18 protein-coding genes are annotated in these 20982 nt (G+C 65.5%); 7 read left to right on the plus strand and 11 right to left on the minus strand.

The window, feature by feature from the left end; genetic code table 11:
• Nucleotides 1–52: 52 nt before the first annotated feature.
• On the minus strand, nucleotides 53–2908 hold the full coding sequence (locus PSPA7_RS29720; RefSeq protein WP_012078014.1) for a putative bifunctional diguanylate cyclase/phosphodiesterase: 2856 nt from the start codon (nucleotides 2906–2908) through the stop codon (nucleotides 53–55).
• Between the two features lie 177 nt (nucleotides 2909–3085).
• Between PSPA7_RS29720 and uvrD the strand changes: the two genes are divergently transcribed.
• The 4 genes from uvrD (at nucleotide 3086) to PSPA7_RS29740 (ending at nucleotide 7910) form a co-directional block, all read left to right on the plus strand.
• Entirely contained in the window at nucleotides 3086–5272 is a 2187-nt protein-coding gene (gene uvrD / locus PSPA7_RS29725) for a DNA helicase II (protein WP_012078015.1), read from the plus strand.
• A 37-nt stretch (nucleotides 5273–5309) separates the two neighbouring features.
• On the plus strand, nucleotides 5310–5738 hold the full coding sequence (locus tag PSPA7_RS29730) for an EamA family transporter (protein ID WP_003152537.1): 429 nt from the start codon (nucleotides 5310–5312) through the stop codon (nucleotides 5736–5738).
• A gap of 97 nt (nucleotides 5739–5835) precedes the next feature.
• Entirely contained in the window at nucleotides 5836–7329 is a 1494-nt protein-coding gene (gene scpC, locus PSPA7_RS29735) for a succinyl-CoA:acetate CoA-transferase ScpC (protein WP_012078016.1), read from the plus strand.
• Between the two features lie 377 nt (nucleotides 7330–7706).
• Nucleotides 7707–7910, plus strand: a complete 204-nt coding sequence (locus PSPA7_RS29740; protein ID WP_003096877.1) for a DUF1127 domain-containing protein — start codon at nucleotides 7707–7709, stop codon at nucleotides 7908–7910.
• Nucleotides 7911–7965: 55 nt separating this feature from the next.
• Here PSPA7_RS29740 and wbpZ read toward each other — a convergent pair whose 3' ends face one another.
• From wbpZ to PSPA7_RS29790, 10 genes are all read right to left on the minus strand, one after another.
• Nucleotides 7966–9111 carry a D-rhamnosyltransferase WbpZ gene (wbpZ, locus tag PSPA7_RS29745; RefSeq protein WP_003152539.1) on the minus strand — a complete coding sequence of 382 codons (1146 nt, stop codon included), beginning with the start codon at nucleotides 9109–9111 and terminating at the stop codon, nucleotides 7966–7968.
• Nucleotides 9112–10239 (minus strand): glycosyltransferase family 4 protein, encoded by a 1128-nt coding sequence (locus PSPA7_RS29750; protein WP_012078017.1) that lies wholly within the window; start codon nucleotides 10237–10239, stop codon nucleotides 9112–9114.
• Nucleotides 10223–11605 carry a glycosyltransferase family 4 protein gene (locus PSPA7_RS29755; protein ID WP_012078018.1) on the minus strand — a complete coding sequence of 461 codons (1383 nt, stop codon included), beginning with the start codon at nucleotides 11603–11605 and terminating at the stop codon, nucleotides 10223–10225. Before PSPA7_RS29755 ends, PSPA7_RS29750 begins: the two co-directional genes overlap by 17 nt.
• Complete coding sequence (locus PSPA7_RS29760) at nucleotides 11602–12867, minus strand: ABC transporter ATP-binding protein (protein WP_012078019.1); 1266 nt, start codon at nucleotides 12865–12867, stop codon at nucleotides 11602–11604. Before PSPA7_RS29760 ends, PSPA7_RS29755 begins: the two co-directional genes overlap by 4 nt.
• Nucleotides 12867–13664 (minus strand): ABC transporter permease, encoded by a 798-nt coding sequence (locus PSPA7_RS29765; protein WP_012078020.1) that lies wholly within the window; start codon nucleotides 13662–13664, stop codon nucleotides 12867–12869. Before PSPA7_RS29765 ends, PSPA7_RS29760 begins: the two co-directional genes overlap by 1 nt.
• Nucleotides 13664–15103, minus strand: coding sequence for a mannose-1-phosphate guanylyltransferase/mannose-6-phosphate isomerase (locus PSPA7_RS29770; protein WP_012078021.1), 1440 nt, complete (start codon nucleotides 15101–15103; stop codon nucleotides 13664–13666). Before PSPA7_RS29770 ends, PSPA7_RS29765 begins: the two co-directional genes overlap by 1 nt.
• Nucleotides 15104–15106: 3 nt before the next feature.
• A complete protein-coding gene (gmd, locus tag PSPA7_RS29775) occupies nucleotides 15107–16078 on the minus strand; it encodes a GDP-mannose 4,6-dehydratase (RefSeq protein WP_012078022.1) in 972 nt (323 codons plus the stop codon).
• Nucleotides 16075–16986 (minus strand): GDP-mannose 4,6-dehydratase, encoded by a 912-nt coding sequence (locus PSPA7_RS29780; RefSeq protein ID WP_012078023.1) that lies wholly within the window; start codon nucleotides 16984–16986, stop codon nucleotides 16075–16077. Before PSPA7_RS29780 ends, gmd begins: the two co-directional genes overlap by 4 nt.
• A 178-nt stretch (nucleotides 16987–17164) precedes the next feature.
• The gene (locus tag PSPA7_RS29785) at nucleotides 17165–17584 is read right to left on the minus strand and encodes a divergent PAP2 family protein (RefSeq protein ID WP_003152549.1); all 420 of its coding nucleotides are present in this window, start codon (nucleotides 17582–17584) and stop codon (nucleotides 17165–17167) included.
• 1 nt (nucleotide 17585) lies between these two features.
• Complete coding sequence (locus PSPA7_RS29790; RefSeq protein WP_003152550.1) at nucleotides 17586–18371, minus strand: decaprenyl-phosphate phosphoribosyltransferase; 786 nt, start codon at nucleotides 18369–18371, stop codon at nucleotides 17586–17588.
• 134 nt (nucleotides 18372–18505) lie between these two features.
• Between PSPA7_RS29790 and PSPA7_RS29795 the strand changes: the two genes are divergently transcribed.
• The 3 genes from PSPA7_RS29795 to PSPA7_RS29805 are packed head-to-tail and all read left to right on the plus strand — an operon-like array spanning nucleotide 18506 to nucleotide 20950.
• Nucleotides 18506–18907: a GtrA family protein gene (locus PSPA7_RS29795; protein ID WP_003152552.1), complete on the plus strand. Its 402-nt coding sequence runs from the start codon at nucleotides 18506–18508 to the stop codon at nucleotides 18905–18907.
• On the plus strand, nucleotides 18907–20208 hold the full coding sequence (locus PSPA7_RS29800) for an FAD-binding protein (protein ID WP_012078025.1): 1302 nt from the start codon (nucleotides 18907–18909) through the stop codon (nucleotides 20206–20208). The genes PSPA7_RS29795 and PSPA7_RS29800 overlap by 1 nt, the downstream gene beginning before the upstream one ends.
• A 4-nt stretch (nucleotides 20209–20212) precedes the next feature.
• A complete protein-coding gene (locus PSPA7_RS29805; protein ID WP_012078026.1) occupies nucleotides 20213–20950 on the plus strand; it encodes an SDR family oxidoreductase in 738 nt (245 codons plus the stop codon).
• Nucleotides 20951–20982: the final 32 nt, after the last annotated feature.

The following is a 20982-nucleotide window of genomic DNA, read 5'->3' on the forward strand; positions in this document are numbered from 1 at the left end:
TCCTTAATTCGCGGGAGTCGAAAAGGCTACAGCATACTCCGCCGGCGCGCATTCAACGAGCCTGGCGCAAACCTTCTTCCACCGCGTGGGCCGGTAGCGGCCGGCCGATCAGGTAGCCCTGCAACTCGTCGCAGCGCTGGGCCACCAGGAAGTCCCGCTGCTCCGTGGTTTCCACGCCTTCGGCGACCACTTTCAGGTCAAGGCTGTGGGCCATGGCGATGATCGCCCGGATGATCGCCGCGTCCTCGCCGTTCTGGGTCAGGTCGCGGACGAACGACTGGTCGATCTTCAGGTAGTCCAGCGGCAGGCGCTTCAGGTAGCTGAGCGAGGAGTAGCCGGTGCCGAAATCGTCGATCGACAGCTTCACGCCCATCTCGCGCAACTGGCGGAAGGTCGCCAGGACGCTGTCGAGGGCGTCCAGCCACTGGCTCTCGGTCAGTTCCAGCTCCAGTTGCGCCGCCGGCAGGCCGCTGTCGGCCAGCGCCGAGCGCACCACCTCGAGCAGGTCGCCCTGGCGCAGCTGGTGCACCGAGAGGTTAACCGAGACCCTCACGGACAGGCCGCGCGCGTTCCACTCGGCGGCCTGCAGGCAGGCCCGGCGCAGGACGAACTCGCCGATCTCGCCGATCAACCCGCACTCCTCGGCCAGGCCGACGAAGGTCGCCGGCGGGATCATGCCATCCTCCGGATGGTGCCAGCGCACCAGCGCCTCGGCCGAGTCCGGGCGGCCGCTGGCCAGGCACAGCTTGGGCTGGTAATGCACGTCCAGCTGGCCCTCCTCGATCGCCTTGCGCAGGCGGCTTTCCAGGCGCAGGCGTTCGAGGGTGCTGTCCTGCAGGTTGTCGCGGAAGAACTGGAAGGTGTTGCCGCCCAGCTGCTTGGCGTGTTGCATCGCCAGGTTCGCCTGGCTCATCAGCACGGAGATTTCCCGCGCCTGCTCGGAAAACAGGCTGATTCCCAGCGAGGCGCCGAGGATCAGCTCGTGGCCGAGCACGCTCACCGGCTGGCGCAACTGGGCCAGCAGGCGTTCGGCCAGGCGCGACAGGGCCGCGGCGCCGGTGCCGCCATCGAGGAGGATGGCGAACTCGTCGCCGGCCAGGCGCGCCAGGGTGTTCGCTTCCGGCGCGGTGCGCCGCAGGCGCCGGGCCATCTCCCTGAGCAACTGGTCGGCGACTTCATGGCCGAGGCTGTCGTTGAGCAGCTTGAAGCGGTCCAGGTCGATCAGCAGCAGGGCCAGCTCGCCCTCCTCCTGGCGCGCCCGCTGGGCCGCCTCGTGCAGGCGCTCGCGGAACAGCCGGCGGTTGGCCAGGCCGGTCAGCTCGTCGTAGTGCAGCAGGTGGCGCAGGCGCTCCTCCACATCGCGGCGAGCGCTGAGGTCGGTGAAGAAGCCGACGATGTGGGTCGCCTCGCCGTTGCCGTCGCGCAGCAGGTTGAGCTGCAACCATTGGGGATAAGGGTCGCCATTCTTCCGCGTATCCACCAGTTCGCCCTGCCACTGCCCGTGCTGGCGCAGCTCGGCGCGGATCTGCCGGTAGTGGCGCTGGGCCTCGGGAGTGTTCACCAGCAGGCTGGCGTTGCGCCCGACCACGTCCTCGCGGCGATAGCCGGTGATACGACTGAAGGCCTGGTTGACCGCCAGCAGGTTGTAGGCCGGATCGAGGATCACGATACTCTCGCTGGCCGCCTCGAACACTGTCGCGGCCAGTTGCTGCTGCTCTTCCAGGCGCTTGCGCGCGCTGATGTCGCTGCGCGTGCCGAGCATCCGCGTCACCCGTCCCCGCGGGTCGCGGGCCATGGCCCGGCCACGATCCTCCAGCCAGCGCCAGCCGCCCTCCCGGCCGCGCACGCGGTACTCCACCCGGTATAGCTCGCTGCGTCCCTTTAGATGTTCGGCGAGGGCGCGACGGATGCGCGGCAGGTCGCCGGGGTGGATGTTTTCGATCAGCCTGCGATAGTCCCCGGGACCGTCTCCGGCGTCGCTGAAGATCGCTTCGAGATGGGAATGCTGGACCCGGCCGCTCTCCAGGTCCCAGTCCCACAACCCCAGCTCGCTGGCCTCCAGGGCCATGGCCAGGCGCGCCTCGCTCTGGCTGAGCGCCTGGCTGGTCGCGCCAAGCTCCTCGGTGCGCGCCTCCACCCGGCGCTGCAACGCATCGCGGGCGGCGCGCAGCTCGCGTTCGACCAGGCGTCGCTGGCCGACCTCCTGGGCGAGCTTGCGGTTGAGCGCCTCGGCCTCGGCGTTGGCGCGCTCCAGGTGCAGGTTCAGCGCCTGGGTCTGGAAGCGTCGCAGCAGCGCGCCCTGCACCAGCCGGTGGATCTGCCCGGCGACCACCAGCAAGGCCACCAGCAGGATCAGGCCGAGCATGCCCCAGCCCTGCAGCAGGCTGTGCGGCTGCAGCAGCAGGAAGCCGATCGACGGCAACAGCCCCGGCAAGGCGAAGCTGAGGAAGGCCGGCAGGCTCACCGCATAGGCGACGCTGGCGGAAAGGATCGCCGCCGCCGCCAGGCCGAACACCAGCACCTGCTGGAGGAAGGCATCGGCCGGGACCAGCATGATCACCGCCAACGCCAGGGTCAGGCCCGAAGCGCCGGCGCCGAGCAGGAAAGTCCGTCGCCAGTGGCGGCTGGCCTGGCGACGGCTGTCGGCTCGCTGGAAGGCGGCGACTTGCAGCAGGCGCAGCACGGCGAGCAACACCAGCCAGACCAGCCAGCCGCCGAGCAGCCAACTGCTGACCTTGCCCCACACCAGGCAGGCGCTGGTCGCACCGCCGAGCAGCATGAGCAGGGTCGGCGTGCGCGAGCCGAGGTAGAGGAGCCGGGTACGCTCGATGGCGATTTCACGGGCATAGAGCCGCAGTACATCGGTGCTGCCGCCCGGCAGCGCCAAGGGCTCGACATGGAAGGTCATGGGCGCTTTGTTCTTGTAGTGGTCTGCCTCGAAGTGGCCGGAGCATAACCGAGCACGAGCGGGCTGCCCAAGGCCGGCAGGGAGCATTTTTCCGCAGCCGGGCCCGACGCTGCGCCGGCCCGCGCCGAATGGCGGCCCGGTTTGCCCGGTTTTTCCCCGCCCCGGTAGAATGCCGCGATGAACGACGACCTCTCCCTCCTGCTGAACTCCCTCAACGACCCGCAGCGCCAGGCCGTGGCCGCGCCGCTGGGCCGCCAACTGGTCCTCGCCGGCGCCGGCTCGGGCAAGACCCGCGTGCTGGTGCACCGGATCGCCTGGCTGATCCAGGTCGAGCACGCCTCGCCCTACAGCATCCTGTCGGTGACCTTCACCAACAAGGCGGCGGCGGAGATGCGCCACCGCATCGAGCAGTTGCTCGGGATCAATCCGGCGGGCATGTGGGTGGGCACCTTCCACGGCCTCGCCCACCGCCTGCTGCGCGCGCACTGGCGCGAGGCCGGGCTGAGCGAGAACTTCCAGATCCTCGACAGCGACGACCAGCAACGCCTGGTCAAGCGGGTGATCCGCGAACTCGGCCTCGACGAGCAGCGCTGGCCGGCGCGCCAGGCCCAGTGGTTCATCAACGGGCAGAAGGACGAAGGCCTGCGGCCGCAGCACATCCAGCCCGGCGGCGACCTGTTCCTCGCCACCATGCTGAAGATCTACGAAGCCTACGAGGCGGCCTGCGCCCGCGCCGGGGTGATCGACTTCTCCGAGCTGCTGCTGCGCGCCCTGGACCTCTGGCGCGACCATCCCGGCGTGCTCGAGCACTACCAGCGGCGCTTCCGCCATATCCTGGTGGACGAGTTCCAGGACACCAACGCCGTGCAGTACGCCTGGCTACGCATCCTCGCCAAGGGCGGCGACAGCCTGATGGTGGTCGGCGACGACGACCAGTCGATCTACGGCTGGCGTGGCGCGCGGATCGAGAACATCCAGCAGTTCAGCGACGACTTCGCCGACGCCGAGGTGATCCGCCTGGAGCAGAACTACCGCTCCACCGCGTCGATCCTCAAGGCCGCCAACGCCCTGATCGCCAACAACCAGGGACGCCTGGGCAAGGAGTTGTGGACCGACGGCGAGGACGGCGAGTCGCTGAGCCTGTACGCCGCGTTCAACGAGCACGACGAGGCGCGCTACGTGGTCGAGTCGATCGAGAGCGCACTGAAGGGCGGCCTGGCGCGCAGCGAGATCGCCATCCTCTACCGCTCCAACGCCCAGTCGCGGGTGCTGGAGGAAGCCCTGCTGCGGGAGAAGATTCCCTACCGCATCTACGGCGGCCAGCGCTTCTTCGAGCGTGCCGAGATCAAGAACGCCATGGCCTACCTGCGTCTGCTCGACGGCCGCGGCAACGACGCGGCGCTGGAGCGGGTGGTCAACGTGCCGGCACGCGGCATCGGCGAGAAGACGGTGGAGAGCATCCGCGAATTCGCCCGCGGCAACGACGTGTCGATGTGGGAGGCGATCCGCCTGATGATCGCCAACAAGGTCCTGCCCGGCCGCGCCGCCAGCGCCCTGACCGGCTTCGTCGAGCTGATCGAGAATCTTTCGGCGAAGGTCATGGACATGCCGCTGCACCTGATGACCCAGACGGTGATCGAGCAGTCCGGCCTGATCGGCTACCACAAGGAAGAAAAAGGCGAGAAAGGCCAGGCCCGGGTGGAGAACCTCGAGGAGCTGGTCAGCGCCGCCCGCGCCTTCGAGAACAGCGAGGAAGAGGAAGACCTCACCCCGCTGCAGGCCTTCCTCAGCCACGCCTCCCTGGAGGCCGGGGAAACCCAGGCCGACGCCCACGAGGACAGCGTCCAGCTGATGACCCTGCACAGCGCCAAGGGCCTGGAGTTCCCGCTGGTGTTCCTGGTCGGCATGGAGGAAGGGCTGTTCCCGCACAAGATGAGTCTGGAGGAGTCCGGCCGCCTGGAAGAGGAACGCCGCCTGGCCTACGTTGGCGTCACCCGCGCCATGCAGCGACTGGTCCTGACCTACGCGGAGACCCGTCGGCTCTACGGCAGCGAGACCTACAACAAGGTTTCGCGCTTCATCCGCGAGATCCCGCCCTCGCTGATCCAGGAAGTGCGTCTGTCCAATACCGTCAGTCGCCCTTACGGTGGCGCCTCGCGCAGCGCCGGCGGCAGCCTGTTCAGCGGCGCCGGGGTGCCGGAGACGCCCTTCTCCCTCGGCCAGCGGGTGCGCCACGCGCTGTTCGGCGAAGGGACTATCCTCAACTTCGAAGGCGCCGGCGCCCAGGCCCGGGTGCAGGTGAACTTCGAGAGCGAAGGCAGCAAGTGGCTGATGCTCGGCTACGCCAAGCTGGAAGCCCTGTAGCGGCGCAGCCCGTGGAGAAGGCCCGGAGGAGGACGACATGCTGGCATCCTGGGCCTTCTGGGCACTGCTTTCGGCGCTGTTCGCCGCGCTGACCGCGATCTTCGCCAAGATCGGCCTCGACCAGGTCGATTCGGACTTCGCCACCTTCATCCGCACCCTGGTGATCCTCGTCACCCTCGGCGGCATCCTCGCGGTCCTGGGCAAACTCCAGGCCCCGGGCAGCATCCCGCCGCGCAGCTGGCTGTTCCTGGCGCTTTCCGGGCTTGCCACCGGTGCGTCCTGGATCTGCTATTTCCGCGCCCTCAAGCTCGGCCCGGCGTCGCTGGTGGCGCCGCTGGACAAGTTCAGCGTGGTGCTGGTGGCAGTGCTCGGCGTGGCCTTCCTCGGCGAACGCCTGGACCTGCGCCAATGGCTCGGCGTAGGCCTGGTGACAGCGGGCGTGGTGGTCCTGGCAATCCGCCCATAAGCCCGCTGAATGGCGCTTCGACCTTGGTATAAAGGCGAAAAATCGCGGAAACCCTAGACTGGCGGCCTCCAATAATTCGTCGTCTGAGGTTCGTTCCATGTACCGTGATCGCGTGCGCCTGCCTTCCCTGCTCGACAAGGTGATGAGTGCGGCCGAAGCCGCCGACCTGATCCAGGACGGCATGACCGTCGGCATGAGCGGTTTCACCCGCGCCGGCGAGGCCAAGGCCGTACCCCAGGCGCTGGCCATGCGCGCCAGGGAACGTCCGCTGCGTATCAGCCTGATGACCGGCGCCAGCCTCGGCAACGACCTCGACAAGCAGCTCACCGAGGCCGGCGTGCTCGCCCGGCGCATGCCGTTCCAGGTCGACAGCACCCTGCGCAAGGCGATCAACGCCGGCGAAGTGATGTTCATCGACCAGCACCTCTCGGAAACCGTCGAGCAGTTGCGCAACCACCAGCTGAAGCTGCCGGACATCGCCGTCATCGAAGCCGCCGCGATCACCGAGCAGGGCCATATCGTGCCGACCACCTCGGTGGGCAACTCGGCGAGCTTCGCGATCTTCGCCAGGCAGGTGATCGTCGAGATCAACCTGGCCCACAGCACCAACCTGGAAGGCCTGCACGACATCTATATCCCGACCTACCGGCCGACCCGCACGCCGATCCCGCTGACCCGCGTCGACGACCGCATCGGCAGCACGGCGATCCCGATCCCGCCGGAGAAGATCGTCGCCATCGTCATCAACGACCAACCGGACTCGCCATCCACCGTGCTGCCGCCGGACGGCGAGACCCAGGCCATCGCCAACCACCTGATCGACTTCTTCAGGCGCGAGGTCGACGCCGGACGCATGGGCAACAGCCTCGGCCCGCTGCAAGCCGGTATCGGCAGCATCGCCAACGCGGTGATGTGCGGCCTGATCGAGTCGCCGTTCGAGAACCTGACCATGTACTCCGAAGTGCTGCAGGACTCGACCTTCGACCTGATCGACGCCGGCAAGCTGCGCTTCGCCTCGGGCAGCTCGATCACCCTGTCGCCGCGGCGCAACGCCGATGTGTTCGGCAACCTGGAGCGCTACAAGGACAAGCTGGTGCTGCGCCCGCAGGAAATCTCCAACCACCCCGAGGTGGTGCGTCGCCTGGGCATCATCGGCATCAATACGGCGCTGGAGTTCGACATCTACGGCAACGTCAACTCGACTCACGTCGGCGGCACGAAGATGATGAACGGCATCGGCGGCTCCGGCGACTTCGCCCGCAACGCGCACCTGGCGATCTTCGTCACCAAGTCGATCGCCAAGGGCGGCAACATTTCCAGCGTGGTGCCGATGGTCAGCCACGTCGACCACACCGAGCACGACGTCGACATCCTCGTCACCGAGCAGGGCCTCGCCGACCTGCGCGGCCTGGCGCCTCGCGAACGGGCCCGGGTGATCATCGAGAATTGTGTCCACCCGTCCTACCAGGCGCCGCTGCTGGATTACTTCGAGGCGGCCTGTGCGAAAGGCGGCCACACGCCGCATCTGTTGCGCGAGGCGCTGGCCTGGCACCTGAACCTGGAGGAACGCGGACACATGCTGGCCGGCTGAGGCTGAACCGTTTCATCCGCAACTATTTCCCGCGCCCGGGCGATTAATTCGCCCGGGCGTCTGGACAGAGCAGAAAAAACCACGTAAAAACATTTTTCGACGGCCTTTTCTCTTGCCGCCATCGCAACACGCCGACCCGGCCCTTCCGCTTTTCCTGCTGTAACACTTCGTTGTTTCTTTCGGTAACGCACCATGACGGTGCAGAGCGGTACAGTTACGCACCGAAACAACCCATACAGTTCGGAAACACACCCCGGTGATCCAACGCAATTCTCCGCAACTGTTCCTATTCTTGTTGACCTGTTAGTCAGATCATATTGCTCAGTTAATCACTGGCAACCTGACTACCCACCACAAGTGGGAAGGATCGACACATCATGGAACGTACCCTCGGTTCCAACACTTTCGACATCGCTCGCTCCAACCGCCGCAGCAGCAGCCTGCTGGGCACCATGAAACTGTGGCAGCGCCGCATCCAGAGCCGTCGCCAGCTGGCCCGCCTGGACTCCCGCCTGCTCGCCGATGCCGGCATCAGCGAAGCCCAGCGCTACGCCGAACTGAACAAGCCGTTCTGGCGCTAAGCGACACTGTTATGCCAAGGTTCAGGCCTGCCTGAACTGTACCGTAGGCCGCTCCTTACCGAGCGGCCTTCGCGCATGTGGAGGAAGCCTTTTCCTCCAAAATTTCGCGATACAGCTCGCTCCAGCGACGCCCCATTTCCTCGGCGGTGAACAGTTGCCGATAGCGGGCCTCCGCATTCCTGCCCATTTCCTCCGCCTGCTGCGGATGTTCCCATAGCCAGCGCATCGCCTCGCGAAACGCGGCCGGCTGGCTGGGCGGCACGACCAGGCCGGTCTCGCCATGGATATTGATGTAGCTGGTGCCGGTGCCGATCTCGCTGGAGATCATCGGCTTGCCGTACATCGCGCCCTCCAGCAGGGAGATGCCGAACGCTTCGGAACGCAGGTGCGACGGAAAGACCATGGCGTAGCTGAGTTGCAGCAGGGCGACCTTGTCCTCGTCGTCCACCCGGCCAAGAAAGTGTACGTTGCGCAGCCCCAGCGCCGCGGCCTGGGCATACAGCTCGGCCTGCAACGGCCCGGCACCGACGATCACCACCGGGTAATCGGTGCCCTGCAACGCATCCAGCAGAATATGCAGGCCCTTGTAGTAGCGCATCACCCCGACGAACAGGAAGAACCGCGGCCCGAGTTTCTCTCGCCAGTGCTCCAGACGCTGTGCCGCAGGCTTCGGGTAGCAAGCCTTGTCCAGGCCGTAGGTGATCACCCGGGTCTTTTCCCGGTACTGGCGGAGCACGTCGCTGGTGCTGAAGTAGTTGGGCGAGGCTGCGACGATACGATCCACGCTGTGGAGGAAACGACTCATCAGCGGCCGGTACAGTTTCAACAGGACGCGCTGGCGGATGATGTCCGAATGGTAGGTGACCACGCTCGGCTTGTTCATACCGGTGAGGAAATGCACCAGGTCCATGAACGGCCAGGGGAAGTGGTAGTTGACCACGTCCGCCTCCGCCGCCAGCTCGCGGAACTGCTTGAACACGCTCAGGGAAAAACCCGTGGAAGCGAGCTGCAGGTCGAGCCTGGCGCGATGCACCACATGTCCGCCGAAGGGCACGACAGGCGGATGCGGATCGCTGCTCAGGGTCAGAACATGATTATCTATCCCCCACGGCCCGCTGCTCTCGCAAAGCTGGAAGATCACCTGTTCGATCCCGCCTACCGTCTCGCTCAGGTAGGTCTTGTAGAAGTGCAGTACCCGCATTCAGCCCTCCACGGCACGACGATAGGCTGCAGCGGTGAGATTCGCGCAACGCTGCCAGGAAAACTGCTCCGCCCGTCGCAGGCCGGCTTCCCGGCAATGCTCCCAGTAGACGGTATCCTCGGTCATGCGGACCAGCATGTCAGATAGCCCATCGGCATCATCCGGGTCAATATAGCTGCCCGCCTCGCCGGCCACCTCGGGCATCGCCGAAAGCCGCGTGAGCAACACCGGCGTGCCGCTGGCCATGGCCTCCAGGACCGGCAGCCCGAAGCCCTCGTAGAGCGAGGGAAACACCAGCGCCCGCGCGCCCGCCAGCAGTTCGGCGACCCGCTCGTCCGGCAGGTAGCCGAGCAACCGCACGGTTCCGGAGGCCAGGGCCTGGCGCAACTCGTCGTTGAGCGAGCGGCTCTCCCAACCTGGCATGCCGACGATCATCAGCGGAAAACGCTGGCGGATCGCCGCCGGCAATTGCCCGTGGGCGCGCAGGGCCAGCGACAGGTTCTTGCGCGGCTCCAGGGTTCCCACGCAGAGGAAATACCCGCGCGGCACCAGACCATGCGTGCGCAAGGGCTCGCGCAGGGACTCCCGGTCCCGCGGGCGGAAGCGCGCGGCATGGCCGAGGGGCGCCACCACGAAGCGCTCGCGCGGCAGGCCGAAATACGCCTGCGCCTCGTCGGCGATCGCCTGCGAGTCGGTCAGGATCAACCGCGCCTTTTCCACCCCACGCGCCAACCGGCGTTCTATTTCGCGCAAGCGAGCGGCGGGTTGCGTCGCCGGATAGCGCAAATGAGTCAGGTCGTGCAGGGTCATCAGCAGCGGCCCGTCGAACTCCAGCGGCCACAGGCTGGGCTCGTGGTAGAGATCGACCGCTGGCCGGCCGCGCTCGAAGCGCCGCTGCTCCAGCCAGCGCCGTGCCCGGTAGGCGCCGGGCACGCTGCGCAGCCAGGGTGACAGGCGCGAGTAGCCGGGCAATGCCGCCGCCGGCAGGTCGCCACTCCAGCCCCAGCCATGGAACAGGGAAAACTCGAGGTCGGCATGGGCCTGCAGCGCACCCAGCAGCTCGACCAGGTAATGTCCGATGCCGGTCCGCGGCGCCTGGAGAATCCGCGCGTTAACCGCAATCCGCATGTACTGCCTCGCCTCGCGCCGACGCCTTGCCGAGGGCGAGCAGGATCCGCGCGATCAGTTGCCGACTCGCCTCGTGCCAGCCGATCCAGCGCCATTCGCCGACCGGTCGCTCGGCCGGGAACTCGCCCGTGGCCTCGAAGCGGGTGACCAGGCTCGCCAGGGTCTGCGGATCGGCGAGATCGAAGTAGGCCATGAATTCGCCACCGATCTCGCGGAACACCGGAATATCGCTGCCCATCGCCGGCAGGCCGCGCTGCATGGCCTCCACCAGCGGCAGGCCGAAGCCCTCCACGTAGGATGGAAAGACCAGCGACGCGGCGTGGGAATAGGCGTACTCCAGACTCTTGTCGGAGAGATCGTTGAACATGAACAGGCGTTTGCCCAGCTCCGCATGCTGCCGCACCCGCTCCACCAGCGCCTCGCACTTCCAGCCGATGCGTCCGGCGATGCACAGCCGCGCCTGCGAGCCCTGGGCCCAGGCGCGCTCGAAGGCATCCAGCAGATAACCGTGGTTCTTCCGCGGCTCGATGGTGCTGACCATCAGGAATACCGGCGCCTTGGCCTTGAACATGCGCAGCAGGTCGGGCTCGACGGCGGCGCCGTCCTCCACCAGGTCCAGCTCCGAGCCCAGGTGGAAATAGTCGAACCAGCGTTGCGCGACCTTCTCCGGGCCGATGCGCCGCAGCATCTCCGCGCGTACCTCGTCGCGGATGGTCTCGGAAATCGCGACGTAGCCGTCGGCGGTGGCCGCGATCCAGTCGAACCAGTGGTTGAACACCTTGACCAGGCCGGCATCGCAGAATTGCGGATGGGTCAGCGGGATCAGGTCGTAGATCACCGAGACGATGCCCACGCCCTCGCTCTTGAGGCGCTCCGCCAGCGGGAAGAAATCGGCGTGCCAGGAGGAGTCCAGCAAGACCAGCTGGTCGCCGGCCCGATGTTCGAGCGGGGTCGCGCGAACGGGTGCGGGCTGCTGCTTGCCGAGGATACGGTCGAGCAGGCGCAGCGGAACGCTGAGGAAAGCGAAGGCGAACAGTCGGCAAGCTATGTAGAGCAGGCGCCGGGCCCACGGTGAGGAACGGAACGGGCGGCGCTTCTCCAGGGTGCGCTGGCCCAGCCAGAAGTAGTTGGCGGCCCGCTCCAGCAGGATGCGCAGGCGTACCAGCGGCGAATGCGGACGCGGGTCCAGCGGCGCCAGGCTATGGACCTGGTACAGGGTGCCGTCGAGCATCGCTACCGGGATGCATTCCACCGTCTCGTCGGCTTCCGGCAACTCGCGGATGACGTTGCGCACCACCCGTTGAATACCGGAATTGACCTTGGGATGCTCGAACACATAGGTGCATTCGACCAGCAGACGCGTCATGGAGTGCTCTCCGCGGAGGTGGGGTCCAGCGCCGCCTCGGTGGAGCGGCTGACATGGGTTTCGGCGCCCAGCCAGGAGCAACCGACGAAGTCTTCCCGGCGGTTGTTGATGACATGGAAGACCAGGCCGTAGTCGCGCCATTCGAAGTTGCGGTCCAGGTGCGAGTCCAGCCGCGACAGGCTCAGCGCCACCGAATAGTGACCCTTGCCCAGGCGCATGTCGAAGGCGAAGCGGTAGGTGATGCGCTCGCCGGCCTTCAGGTCGGTGAGGGCCTTGTCCAGGCGGTGGGTATTGATCCCGTACATCGGCTGGCCGAGGCGGTCCTTGATCATGAAGCCGAGGATCAGCCGCTCGATGTCCTGGCGTACCTCCACCTCGACCTCCAGCGCCACCGGCTGGCCCACCTCGACCACCTCCAGCGCGCGCTGCCGCTGGTCGACCATCCGCACGTCGAGGATCGCCGCCTCACCGGTACCGGAGATCGTCCGCACCTGGCCGTCGGCGAGCATTTCCTGGCGCACGGTCTGCCCCTCGCGCTCGGCGAGCAGGGCGTTGTAGTAGTCCATCACCTCCTCCGGCCGCCCACGCATGGCCATCCGTCCCTGCTCCAGGAGAATCGCGGAGTCGCAGATGGACTGGATCGCCGAGCGGTCGTGGGAAACGATCAGCAGGGTGGTGCCGGCCTTGCGGAAGCTGCGGATGCGCTCGAAGCTCTTGTGCTGGAAATAGGCATCGCCAACCGACAGGGCCTCGTCGACGATCAGGATGTCCGGTCGCCGGGCAGTCGCCACGCTGAACGCCAGGCGCATCTGCATGCCGCTGGAGTAGGTGCGCACCGGCTGCTCGATGGCCTCGCCGATCTCGGCGAAGGCCTCGATCTCCGGCATCAGCGCCTGGATCTCCTCGACCTGCATGCCCAGCAGTTGCCCGGCCATGAAGACGTTCTGCCGGCCGGTGAAGTCCGGGTGGAAGCCCATGCCCAATTCGAGCAGCGCGGCGACCCGGCCGGCCACGCGGATCTCGCCGCAGGTCGGCTGGGTGGTGCCGGCGATCATCTTCAGCAGGGTGCTCTTGCCAGCGCCATTGACCCCGACGATGCCGACCGCTTCGCCAGGCTCGATGGTGAACTCGACGTCGCGCAGGATCCAGTGCAGGTGGTGGCGCGAAGGGCTGAAAGGCACCAGCCACTCGAACAGCCGGCTCCAGCGATTGGGATATTGCTTGTAGGCCTTGCCCAGGCCGGATACGCGTATCTGTCCCATCAGAGTTCATCCACCATTTCGCCGACCCGCTGGCGGAACAGGCGCAGGCCGAGCGCGCACAACAGCAGCGCCAGCAGGGTGATCGGCAGCAATGAAGGCCAGTCCGGCCATTGTCCATGGAGGAACAGCTGCTGGTAGCTGCGCATCAGCGCGGTCATCGGGTTGAGCTCGATCAGCGAGCGGATGCCTTCCGGCAGGATACCGATCGGATAGACGATCGGCGTCAGCCAGAACCAGAACTGCAGGCAGATGCCGAACAACTGGCCGACGTCGCGGAAGAACACGTTGAGCACCCCGAGGATCATCCCAAGTCCGGCGGCGAACAGCACCTGGATCGCCAGCAGCGGCACCAGCGCCAACAGCGCCGCCCCGGGCAGGCGCCCGCTGAGGGCGAGGAAGCCGAGGAACAGGACGAGGATGATGGCGAAGTTGACCGCGGCGTTGAGCAGCACGATGACCGGCAGGCAGATGCGCGGGAAGCTGATCTTCTTCAGCAGGTTGGCGTTCTCGATGAACATGCCCTGGCTGCGCAGGGTGATCTCGGCGAACAGGCCCCAGGTCAGCAGGCCGGCGCAGAGATAGACGCTATAGGCCAGGCCATCGTCGACGCCGGGCAGGCGCGCGCGCATCACCTGGGAGAAGATCACCGTGTAGACGACGATCATCGACAGTGGGTTGAGCACTGTCCACAGCGCGCCGAACAGCGAGCCGCGGTAGCGCGACTGGAACTCGCGCTTGACGCTGCCGAGCACGAATCCGCGATAGCCCCACAAGGAACGAGACAAGCCAAGAAGCATCAGACCACCCTGCCGTACTGGTCCTCGAAGCGGACGATATCGTCCTCTCCCAGGTATTCCCCACTCTGCACCTCGATCATCACCAGGTCGATGACCCCCGGGTTCTCCAGGCGATGCTGGTGGCCCGCGGGAATGTAGGTCGACTCGTTGCTGTTGACCAGCCGCGCGCCGTCGCCATTGGTGACCCGGGCCATGCCCTGCACCACGATCCAGTGCTCGCTGCGATGATGGTGCATCTGCAGCGACAGGCGCTCTCCCGGCTTGACCACGATGCGCTTGATCTTGAAGCGCGGCCCTTCCTCCAGAACGGTGTAGGTGCCCCAGGGACGGCTGACGGTGCGATGCAGCCGATAGGCCTCGTGCCGCTCGTCCTTCAGCCGCTGCACCACCCTGCGCACGTCCTGGACCCGGTCGGCGCGGGCGACCAGCAGCGCATCGGAAGTATCCACCACCACCAGGTCGTCGACCCCGACCGTGGCGACCAGACGCCCGTCGCTCTGCACGAAGGTGTTGCGGGTGTCGACGAACAGGGTGTCGCCGCTACCGCGATTGCCCTCGGCATCCGCGTCGAGCAGCGTGCCCATGGCGCCCCAGGAGCCGATGTCGCTCCAGTCGAAGCTCGCCGGCACCACCGCGACCCGCGCGGAGCGCTCCATCAGCGCGTAGTCGATGGAGATGTCCGGTAGCGCGGCGAAGGCTTCGCCCGCCAGTTCATGCTGGACCCCATCGGCCATCTGCACAGCCGCACTGGCGGCCAGGCAGGCCCTGGCCTGCTCCAGCAGGGCCGGCGCATGCTGCGCCAGCTCGTCGACCAGGGTCGCCGCCGTGAAGCAGAACATCCCGGAATTCCACAGGAAGTTGCCGCTTTCCAGGTAAACCCGGGCGGTCTGCTCGTCGGGCTTCTCGACGAAGCGGCGCACCCTGGCCGCGCCCCGCTCGTCCAGCCGCTCGCCCAGTTCGATGTAGCCGAAACCGGTTTCCGGCGCGCTCGGCACCACGCCGAAGGTGACCAGGTGGCCGGCGGCGGCGAGGCGCGTGGCATGTTCGACCGCCGCGCGGAAGGCCGCTTCGTCGCGAATCAGGTGATCGGCCGGCATCACCACCAGCACCGCCGCGTCGCCATGCTCGGCCTGCAGCGCCAGCGCCGCGACGGCGATCGCCGGGGCGGTGTTGCGCCCCGCCGGTTCGAGCAGGAAGTGTCCGCGCAGCCGGCCCAGGCGGGCTTCCTGGAACTGGTCCTTGCTCTGGAAGTAGTAGTCGCGGTTGGTCACCGTGACGATGTCGCCAGGTCCGGACAGGAGCCCGGCGGCGCGCCGGTAGGTCTTGCCCAGCAAGGTCTGGCCATCGGGCAGGCGCATGAACGGTTTCGGCTGACCTTCACGCGACACCGGCCAAAGGCGGGTGCCGGCGCCGCCGGAAAGCACCACGGGAATCAGCATGGCTCACTCCCGGTCTACGCGTCGCAGGTCCGCCTCGACCATCATCCGGATCAGCTCTTCCAGGCTGGTCCTGGGTTTCCAGCCGAGCACGCGCTGGGCCTTGGCCGGGTTGCCCAGGAGGACGTCGACCTCGGCGGGCCGGAAGAACGCCGGGTCGATCCTGAGGAAGTCGCGATAGTCCAGGCCCACGTGCTCGAAGGCGATCTGGCACATGTCGCGCACGGTGGTGGTGACGCCGGTGGCTACCACGTAGTCGTCGGCCTTTTCCTGCTGCAGCATCAGCCACATGGCTTCGACGTAGTCCCCGGCGGAGCCCCAGTCGCGCTTGGCGTCGACGTTGCCCAGGCGCAATTCCTGCTGCTTGCCGAGCTTGATGCGGGCCACGGCGTCGGTGACCTTGCGCGTGACGAACTCGATGCCGCGTAGCGGCGACTCATGGTTGAAGAGAATGCCGCTGGAAGCGTGCAGGCCGAAGCTTTCGCGGTAGTTGACGGTGATCCAGTGGCCATAGAGCTTGGCCACGCCATAGGGGCTGCGCGGGTAGAACGGCGTGTTCTCGTCCTGGCGCTCGGCCTGGATCAGGCCGAACATTTCGCTGGTGGAGGCCTGGTAGAAGCGCGTTTCCGGGCTGAACTGGCGGATCGCCTCGAGCAGGTGGGTCACCCCCAGGCCGTCGACGATGCCGGTGGTCACCGGCTGGTTCCAGGAGGCACCGACGAAGCTCTGCGCCGCCAGGTTGTAGACCTCCTGCGGCTGGGCCTTGATCACCGCGCGCTGCACCGAACAGGCGTCGGCCATGTCGCCGTCCTCGTACTGGATGTCGTCCTCGATCCCCAGTTCGCGCAGGCGCCAGCGCGTGTCGCTGCTGCGCCGCGCCACCAGGCCATGGACGCGATAGCCTTTTTCCAGCAGCAGCTTGGCCAGGTACGCTCCGTCCTGACCGGTGATCCCAGTTACCAGTGCATTTCTTGTCATTCTTCTCGTACCCGTGACTCCCAGTCGGACAGGATCGCCCGCAGGGATTGTTTTATGGTTATTTCAGGCTTCCACCCCGTGGCGTCGCGCAGGCGGGCATGACTGCCGCAGACCCGGCGCTGTTCCGCCCGGCGCATCCGGGCGGGATCCTGGACGATTTCCAGCTCGACCTGGGCGATATCCGCCAGCAGTTCGATCAGGTCGCGGATTTTCTGCTCCTGACCGGAACAGACGTTGTAGACGGCCCCCGGTTCCCCGTGGGAGAGCAGCCGCAGATAGGCTGACAGCACGTCCTGGACATCGAGGAAATCACGGCTGACGTCGATGTCCCCCACTTCCAGCCGATGAGCCTGCAGGCCTTGCTTCATCCGGGCGATCTGCCGCGCGGCGCTGGCGATCACGAAGCTGTCCTTCTGCCCCGGGCCGATGTGGTTGAACGGCCGCGCCACCAGCACCCGCCAGCCTTCGCTGATGCCCCACTGCAGGCACAGCGACTCGGCCGCCAGCTTGCTCACGGCATAGGGGTTGCGCGGGCGGGGCAGGAACTCTTCGTGGATCGGCAACGCCGCTTCGGGCACCTGGCCATAGACGTCGCCGGAGCTGATGTAGAGGAAGGTGCCGGCGAAACCGTTACGCTTCAGTGCCTGAAGAAGAGAAAGCGTCCCCAGAAAATTGACTTCGAAAGTCCGACGCGGATCGAGAAAGGAGTCCGGCACGAAGGTCTGCCCAGCGAGATGTATCACTGCGTCGGGCATTTCGCATCGCCAACTTTCCAGCGACTCGGGGACCGCCAGATCGAAGGCGGGATGAGGCAGAAGGGACCAAGGCAAATCGTGGCTTTCGATGCGCTGCCGCAGATGACGGCCCACGAATCCGTTCAGACCGGTCACCAGGAGGCTCTTTTTCAATTCGGCTACCTATCGGTCAATCTCCTGATGCTGGCTACTGCTATTGGCTGTTCAGGAGCAGGGATTCCAGGACATCGGGAGTCGTATTGTTATTTTTGAACAATCTGTGCCAAAAATGGGGTGAATTCAACTGTTGATACCATGACCGACCGGTTCTCGCCGGGCGGGCCGACACCACCTAGACGGGCAGCACGAGCACCACCAGCCAGGCCACCAGACTCCCCACCAGCAGGCCGGCGAGAATCTCCGTCCGACTGTGCCCCATGCGCTCACGCAATGCGCCCTTTTCACGGCTGTCGCGCAACTCGTTGATCGCCCGCGCCTGCAGTCCGATCTGCCGTCGCAGGCTGTTGGCATCGAGCACCACGATGAAGGCCAGCGTGACGGCCACGCCGAAAGCCGGATGGCCGATACCTTCCCGCAGAGCAATGAGAGCGGCCATGCTGCCGACGATGGCGCTGTGGTTGCTTGGCAGGCCACCATAACCGATAAGGCCGAAAGCCGGTTTTCCTGCCTTGAGGCTATTGATCACGAACTTGCAACTGCCAGCCACCAGCCAGGCCAGGAAAGGAGTGATCAGGTAGGAGTAATCCTTCATCTCAGTGCGGCCAGAGCGCATAGGCGCAGGCCAGCCCCCAGAGGACCACTGTCGCCAGAAGCTGCCAGTCGGACAACAGGGCATCGGTCGGCGACTCACCACCCTCCTTGGCCTCCACCACATACCAGTACCGGAACAAACCGAACAGCACGAGCGGAATGGTCACCACCAGTTCCTCTCGACTGGTGATCACGAACAGACTGTAGAACAGCAAAGCCCCGGTTGCAGACATTTCCGCATAACGATCAACCAACGCCAGCGAATAGTGCTGCAGGACTTCACGGCTCTGGCTGCCGTTCCTGGCCAGTTCCTGACGTCGCTTGACCGCAGCCAGATAGAGCGCCAGGCACAATGTGGTGACGAACATCCAGGAAGACACCGGTACCGCTAGCGCCACCGCCCCGGCATAGACACGCAATACGAACCCCAAGGCGATAGTGAAGATGTCCAGTACCGGCTGATGCTTCAGGAAGAAGGTGTAGGCCAGGTTCAACAGCAGGTACAGGCCGATCACCATGATCACCGGCGGACTGATCAGCAGGCCGCCGAGCAATGCAAGGTACAGGAGGGCCAGCAGATACTTCGCCTGCAGGGGCGACACCAGCCCCGAAGCGAGCGGGCGGGTAAGGGCCTTCTTCGGGTGCAGGCGATCACGCTCGATATCGTGCAGGTCGTTGACGATATAGGTAGCGGAGGACGCCAGGCAAAAGAGCAGAACCGCGGCCAGGGCATGAAGGACCGCGTCGACCTGCAGGAACTCGCCGGAAAAAAGCAGTGGCGCAACCACGAAAGCATTCTTGACCCACTGCCTGGGTCTCATTAGCGCCAATAGCCCCTTCAGCTGCGCTAGAGAGGAGCTCCGCTCTACGGTAGTATGCATGCCCACTTGGCCTCGGGTAGCTGGAACTGGAAGAGTTGGTGATGAAGCTGGCCCTGATCTACACGTTATTGGCGGCGATCGCAACAATCTGCAATATCGGGGCACAGGAGTTGAGCACTCGTCTGTATTTCGGCCCTTACGCCATGGCTCTCTCCATCATGATCGGCACTGCCGTTGGGCTGCTGGTCAAGTATGCGCTGGACAAGCGCTACATTTTCCGTTTCAAAGCCAACAACCTTTCCCACGACAGCCAGACCTTCCTGCTCTATGCGCTGATGGGTGTATTCACCACCGCGATATTCTGGGGGTTCGAATTCACCTTCGACCACCTCTTCGACAGCAAGGAAATGCGCTACCTGGGCGGGGTGATAGGCCTCGCCGTCGGCTACTTCGCCAAGTACAAGCTCGACCGGCGCTTCGTCTTCGGCATGGCGGATACCTGATGGAAGTCTTCGGCTGGGGACGCTATCCCCGCATCAACGCCACCCTCGTGTCGCCGCGTAGCGTGGACGAACTGCGCCGTCGCATCCAGCTATCCTCCGGGATCACCCTTCGCGGCCATGGGAAAAGCTACGGCGACAGCGCCCTTGGCGAATCGATCGCCGATAGCCGGAACCTCGATCACCTGCAATCGTTCGGAGAACCTACCGGCGTACTTCGTTGCGAAGCGGGCACCACCCTGGCCGACCTGGCCGCTACCTTCCTGCCACGCGGCTGGTTCCTTCCGGTAACCCCCGGCACCGCTCATATCTCCGTCGGCGGAGCCATCGCCAGCGACGTCCACGGCAAGAACCACCACCTGCATGGTTGCTTCAGCGAGTTCGTCGACTCCTTCCGCCTGCTGATGGCCGATGGCGACCTGCTGCACTGTTCGCGCAACGAGCACCCCGAGCTGTTCCACGCAACCTGCGGCGGCATGGGCCTTACCGGTGCGCTGGTCGACGTCACCCTGCGCTTGAGGCGCGTGCCCAGCGCCTGGATCGACCAGGTCACCTGCAAGGCGAACAATCTCGAGGAAGCCTTCGAGCTATTCGAGCAGCAGGCGGCTGCCACCTACTCGGTGGCCTGGATAGACTGCCTGGCGAATGGCGCCTCACTTGGCCGCTCGCTGCTGATGTTCGGCGAGCATTCTTCGCACGGCGGACTGGCACTGCCGCCCAGGCGCGCGCTTGCGGTTCCGCTGGAAATGCCATCGGCCCTGCTCAATCACTATTCGGTGCGCGTCTTCAACAGCCTGTATTTCCAGCGAATTCGCCAGCCCCGCGTGGAGCAGCGGGTCGACTACCGAAGCTTCTTCTATCCGCTGGACGGTATCGGCGACTGGAACAGGATGTACGGCCGCAACGGCTTCCTGCAATACCAGTTCGTCATTCCCGCCAGCGCCGGCCTGCCCGGCATGAGGCGTATCCTCGAACGTATAGCGGCCTCGGGCCGTGGTTCTTTCCTGGCGGTGCTCAAGGCTTTCGGTGAAGGTAACGAAAACCCGCTGTCGTTTCCGCAGAAGGGCTACACCCTGGCCCTGGACTTCAAGATGGATGCAAGCCTGTTGCCCCTGCTCGACGAGTTGGACCGCATGGTGCTCGATCATGGCGGACGACTGTATCTGGCCAAGGACGCGCGTATGAGCGAAGCCACCTTCAAACAGAGCTATCCCCGCTGGGAAAACTTCCAGGAAACCCGGGAACGCTACGGCGCCCTGGGCAAATTCACTTCCCTCCAGGCCCGCCGCCTGGGTCTGGACTGAATCGATGAAAAAGATCCTGATCGTCGGTGCCACCTCTGCCATTGCCGAAGCCACCGCCCGTCGCTTCGCCGCCCAAGGGGCCACACTGCTGCTCCTGGCCCGTGATCGCGAACGCCTGCAACTGCTGGCAACCGATCTGGAAGTACGCGGTGCTGCCGCGGTACATACCCTCGGCTTCGATGCGGCCACGAACAACGACTACCCGGTCCTGGTGCACTCCTGCATCGAGACCCTCGGCGGCCTCGACCAGGTGCTCATCGCCCACGGCACATTGAGCGACCAGAAAGCGTGCGAGCAGAGCGTCGATCTGACCTTGCGCGAACTGACCATCAACGCCTTCAGCGTGATCGCTCTGCTCACCGAGCTGGCCAAGCATTTCGAGGCCCAGAATTCCGGCTGCATCGCCGTGATCGGCTCGGTGGCCGGCGACCGCGGCCGCCAGTCGAACTATGTCTACGGTACCGCCAAGGGCGCGCTGAGCCTGTTCCTGCAGGGATTACGAAACCGGTTCGGCAAGAGCGGCGTGCAGGTTCTCACCATCAAGCCCGGATTCGTCGATACACCGATGACTGCGGCCTTTCCCAAGGGGCCATTGTGGGCAAGCCCGGAGAAGGTCGCCGCAGATATCGAGAAAGCGATCGCCAAAGGCCGCGATGTCCTCTATACACCAGGCTTCTGGCTTCCGATCATGGTCATCATACGGCTGCTGCCAGAACGTCTTTTCAAGAAGCTGAGCCTCTGAGCCAACGTCAACATCAGCCACAGAAGAACAAG

This window comes from Pseudomonas paraeruginosa PA7 (genome assembly GCF_000017205.1).
GTDB classification, from domain to species: domain Bacteria; phylum Pseudomonadota; class Gammaproteobacteria; order Pseudomonadales; family Pseudomonadaceae; genus Pseudomonas; species Pseudomonas paraeruginosa.